Origin of the sequence: Ruminococcus sp. (assembly GCF_045129435.1) — a bacterium.
Classification (GTDB): Bacteria; Bacillota; Clostridia; order Oscillospirales; family Acutalibacteraceae; genus Ruminococcoides.
In genome coordinates, this window is the sequence record NZ_JBGVJL010000163.1 from 1 (window position 1) to 4,393 (window position 4,393).

4 protein-coding genes and 1 other RNA gene are annotated in these 4,393 nt (G+C 38.8%); all 5 read right to left on the reverse strand.

Annotated elements, in window-relative coordinates; translation table 11 throughout:
• Nucleotides 1–490: 490 nt before the first annotated feature.
• Nucleotides 491–837, reverse strand: a transfer-messenger RNA (tmRNA) gene (ssrA, locus tag ACJMMI_RS07715).
• A gap of 157 nt (nt 838–994) precedes the next feature.
• Entirely contained in the window at nt 995–1,174 is a 180-nt protein-coding gene (locus ACJMMI_RS07720) for a hypothetical protein (protein ID WP_405354716.1), read from the reverse strand.
• 15 nt (nt 1,175–1,189) lie between these two features.
• Nucleotides 1,190–2,377 (reverse strand): sodium/glutamate symporter, encoded by a 1,188-nt coding sequence (gene gltS, locus ACJMMI_RS07725; RefSeq protein WP_405354718.1) that lies wholly within the window; start codon nt 2,375–2,377, stop codon nt 1,190–1,192.
• A 20-nt stretch (nt 2,378–2,397) separates the two neighbouring features.
• Nucleotides 2,398–3,348: a TAXI family TRAP transporter solute-binding subunit gene (locus tag ACJMMI_RS07730; RefSeq protein ID WP_405354720.1), complete on the reverse strand. Its 951-nt coding sequence runs from the start codon at nt 3,346–3,348 to the stop codon at nt 2,398–2,400.
• 114 nt (nt 3,349–3,462) lie between these two features.
• Nucleotides 3,463–4,393: SbcC/MukB-like Walker B domain-containing protein (locus ACJMMI_RS07735; protein ID WP_405354722.1), on the reverse strand; the 931-nt coding region annotated here is incomplete at its 5' end.

The window sequence follows — 4,393 nt, forward strand, 5'->3', positions numbered from 1 at the left end:
ACTGCGAAGTTATCAAAATTACCGGAAATTCCTACCGCATCAAGGGCAGAAAAATCTTTGATGATTCTGATGACTGATTCTTCGCTCATAATTGTACATTTTAAATGAGCGTTTTTCGTCATTTTCACTTGACATTTACAACTATTATTGTTCGATCCTTTACGAAAACTTTTTTCGCTACTATGACCTCTTCTATTTTGAAGTCAAATTTATATATGTAAAAATTGAAAATAATACTCTATTTTTTAAAAATGAAACGCTTATTTTGAAAAATGAAACGGTCTGGAAGTTTTGTGTCAGAATAAAAAATCAACTCTAAAAGCACACTCAAAGGCTGACTTTTTTATTACAAAACAGCCATATTTAACAATCACTCTGACACTTTACTAATCGGCAAAAATGCCGTAAACACTGATTACAAGCCGTTTATATGACGTAAAAAATGAACCGCAATTAAGATACGCTTTGTATCAAAATTGCGGTTCTTATTTGGTGGAGATGAGGGGAATCGAACCCCTGTCCGAAAAGTATTTGCCAAGGCTTTCTACGAGCGTAGTTGTCGTTTTAAGATTCCCTTACCGCAGCACCCAACAACGGGTTATACGGCTTGGTAGCTTCTGATGTGTGACACAGCCCGAAGCACTGCTGCATTCACATTTACCACTAATCGACGCCCCTTACACAGCCGTGGTACTCTGTGCAGGAACGAGCAGCTTACGCTGCTAATCTAACTGTAGTTTTGTCAGTTATTTTAAAAGTTGCGGATTTTATAGTGGTTCTCCGCACCACTGCTCGCTTACCGAGGTTCACGCTCCCCGTCGAAGCCTTTACATCCCCGGATATAAGAAAAACTTATTTAATTTCGGACTATTATTATACTATATATAATTGATATTGTCAATCACTTTTTGTAATATATGCTGAATTATCAAATTTCTTTTATATAAAGTACTGACAAAATGAGCCGCACATTAATTTGTACGGCTCGTTGCTGTTATTTGCTATGTTTATCTTTCTTTTTTTTAATATGAATTTCAGGTACTGCTACGGTATCGTAGGTTACAGATTCGTCTGCATCAGGCTTTTCGCTTGAAATTTGTTTTACCTTGCCTGTGTGAATTTCAGGGAAAGCAAGGTTTTCGGTTTCTACAAAATATTTATCCTTATCCTTCATAATATTACCTCCATTTTACAACAGATTAATAAAGAATGTGATTGTAAGGCTATTGAGAAAATCTGCAAACAAGCTGCCGACTATAGGAATAATCAGGTATGCTTTTACAGATGGTTCATACTTTTCGCAGATTGCCTGCATATTTGCCATAGCGTTAGGAGTTGCACCCATACCAAAGCCACATGTGCCGGCAGCAACTACTGCCGCATCGTAATCTCTGCCCATTACATTGAATACTACAAAATAAGAGAAAAGGAACATCAAGAGTGCCTGTCCTGCAAGTAAGATAACAAGCGGAAGTGCAAGGTCTGCAAGCTGCCAAAGCTTGAGAGTAATCATTGCAATACCAAGGAAAAGTGAAAGACAGATACCGCCAAGGTCGTTAAGTTCACCCATATGAATTGTGATTTTGCCGGTGTATTCACCAATATTACGCATAATTGCCGCCGCAATCATTGCACCAATGTAGATTGGGAATGTCATACCTGTAAGAGAAAGCAGTTCTGAAAACACAGTGCCGATACCTACAGCGATTATAAGCTGAAATACAGCAGGTGCGTACATTGAAAAATGTCTTTCGTGTTTTTCTTCTTCTTCAACAAGCAGAGTATCGTCATCATTTTTTATTGTATCAAGAAGATTGTGCTTCTTAATAAGTCTGTTTCCGATTGGGCCGCCCATAAGTGAACCTACAATAAGTCCAAATGTTGCCGCCGCTGTGCAGACAGTTGTAGCACCGCTTATACCAAAGTCCTCAAGTACAGGGCCAAATGCACCGGCTGTTCCGTGACCGCCAACCATTGGTATTGAACCTGTGGTCATACCTGTGAGCGAATCAAGTCCAAGAAGATTTGCAAGTCCTATAGCTGTGAAGTTCTGAGTTATTATCAGTACAATTACAAGTATTAGGAAGATAAGCAACGGCTTTCCGCCACTTTTAAGCACCTTGAGGTTTGCCTGAAAGCCTACCGAGGTAAAGAAAAATACCATACAAACTTCTTTCAGGGTATCGTCAAAGTCAATTTCGAGTATTCCTGTAGAATAGCAAATCAGGGTAAAAATTGCAAATATCAATCCGCCGATTACCGGTGCAGGAATACAAAATTTTTCAAGAAAAGAAATTTTTCTTTTTAGGAATGCTCCTAATATCAGTACAACTACAGCAACTGCGATTGTCTGATACATATCAAGTGTAATGCTCAATGTTTACAGTCCTTTCGCAGTTATTCTGCTGTTTTTACTTCAATACCTTTTTCGTTGTAATACTCTGCCGCACCGCGGTGGAACGGAATATTTACACCGACTACGGCATCTTTTTCTATAATATCAAGGTCGGCCGATACAGTAAGCTGAAGTTCGTTTGCGTTGTCAAACACAAGCTTTGTAAGTGCCTTGACCTTATCATTAGAAAGCTTGTCACTTACAATAAGCACAGACTTTACACCAACAGTATCTACAGCCTTTGTCTGTCCGTTGTAGGTATTCTCATCAACCTTGCAGTCAATGTATGAATACGCTGACTCAAGCTTGTCTGCTGTTTGTTTATCTATACCAAGTAATTTTATATCGCATTGCTTTGAAAGCTCGTCAACAACGGTTGCATTTATTCCTACAGTCCAGAATACAGCGTCAACCTCTCCCGATACAAGAGCCTTTGCTGAATCCGCATAGTTGAGATTAACTTCTTTAATCATTTTATCATTCAAGCCATATGCCGATAAAATTTGCTTTGCATTGAGTTCAGAACCGGATTCCTCCTCGCCTACGCTGACTGTTTTTCCAAGCAAATCATCTACGCTGTTGATGCTCGAATCAGCTTTTACAATAATGTGGCACACCTCTGTGTAAAGAGCCGCAACCGCACTATAATCTTTATAGGCTGTTTTGAATGTGTTTTCACCGTTGTATGCGTCACTTATAATATCTGACTGTGCAATGGCAGCGTCAAGATAGCCCTGAGAGAGCAAGCGAACATTTGCCGCCGAACCTGCCGTGGTTTTTACATCAATGTTTATGTTACCGTCATTTTCAGCAAGCTGCTTTAGGGAAGTTGCCGCCTGATAGTAAACACCGCCTAAGCCTGCCGCTCCGAATCGAATACTGCTGTCCCCCATTGAACAACCGCAAAGCGTTACAGTAAGCACAACAAGCAAAAGTGCAATTAATTTTTTCATCATACCGCCTCTTTTTCAATATATAAAAAGGGAAATTGCAAACAGCGTACAATTTCCCGATATTTACAATTGATTATAACATATTTTGTACAAACTGTCAAACAGGCAATATTGTCAATTAATGCTGAGTTCTACTCTGCTTCCGCCTGATTTTTCCTTCGTAACTATAATCTGCTTGTCAATTTCATTTCTTAATTCTCCCACATGAGAAATAATTCCGACAAGGCGATTATTTTCTGAAAGGCTTGACAATGCTTTCATAGCTTGTCTTAGGGTATCCTCATCAAGTGAGCCAAATCCCTCATCAACAAACATTGTATCCATTCTTATGCCGCCTGCTGACGCCTGAATTTCTTCAGAAAGTCCGAGTGCAAGCGACAATGACGCTATAAAAGCTTCTCCGCCCGAAAGACTTTTTACATCACGCTCTGTGCCGTTGTAATGGTCGATAACATCAAGATCAAGTCCGCTTTTACTGCTGAGATTTCCAGATACCGACCTGCGTTTAAGGTCATATTTACCGCTGGACATTTTCATAAAATGAACATTCGCTCTTGCAATTATTTTTTCAAAGAAAGTAGTTTGAATGTAGGTTTCAAGCGTAATTTTTTGTTTTCCTGTGAGCATGCCGTTTACTGTCTGATTCAGAGAATTAATAAGCCTCCATCTTCCGTCAAGTGCAGCAAGTTCAGCTGACTTTTTTTGCAGCATAATAAGTGAATTCTGATTGTTAATAATACGCTGTGCAATGTTGTTAGTTATAGCGGTTATGCTGTTTTTTTCTTCAATATACTCAAAGCGTTCCTGAATTTTCTCATCAATATCAACCAAAGCCGCATTTTCAAGCATTTTATTAAGCTCTGCTATCTGTGTTTTAAACTTCTCTATGTCTTTTTCACATTTTGCATAGGCATTTTCGGCATTAAGTAAAGCTGTTTTATTATTGGCAATCGCTTTTTCGTTATTTTCTTTTTCTTTTAAAGCATTTGCCTTACTTTCGTATTTTAGGCTCTGTTTAAGACTTTCCATCTGCTTATTCTGCTCT

Coding starts and splice junctions, on each gene's coding strand:
- ACJMMI_RS07730 (WP_405354720.1), bottom strand. CDS start 3,348: ATGAAAAAATTAATTGCACTTTTGCTTGTTGTGCTTACTGTAACGCTT.
- ACJMMI_RS07720 (WP_405354716.1), bottom strand. CDS start 1,174: ATGAAGGATAAGGATAAATATTTTGTAGAAACCGAAAACCTTGCTTTC.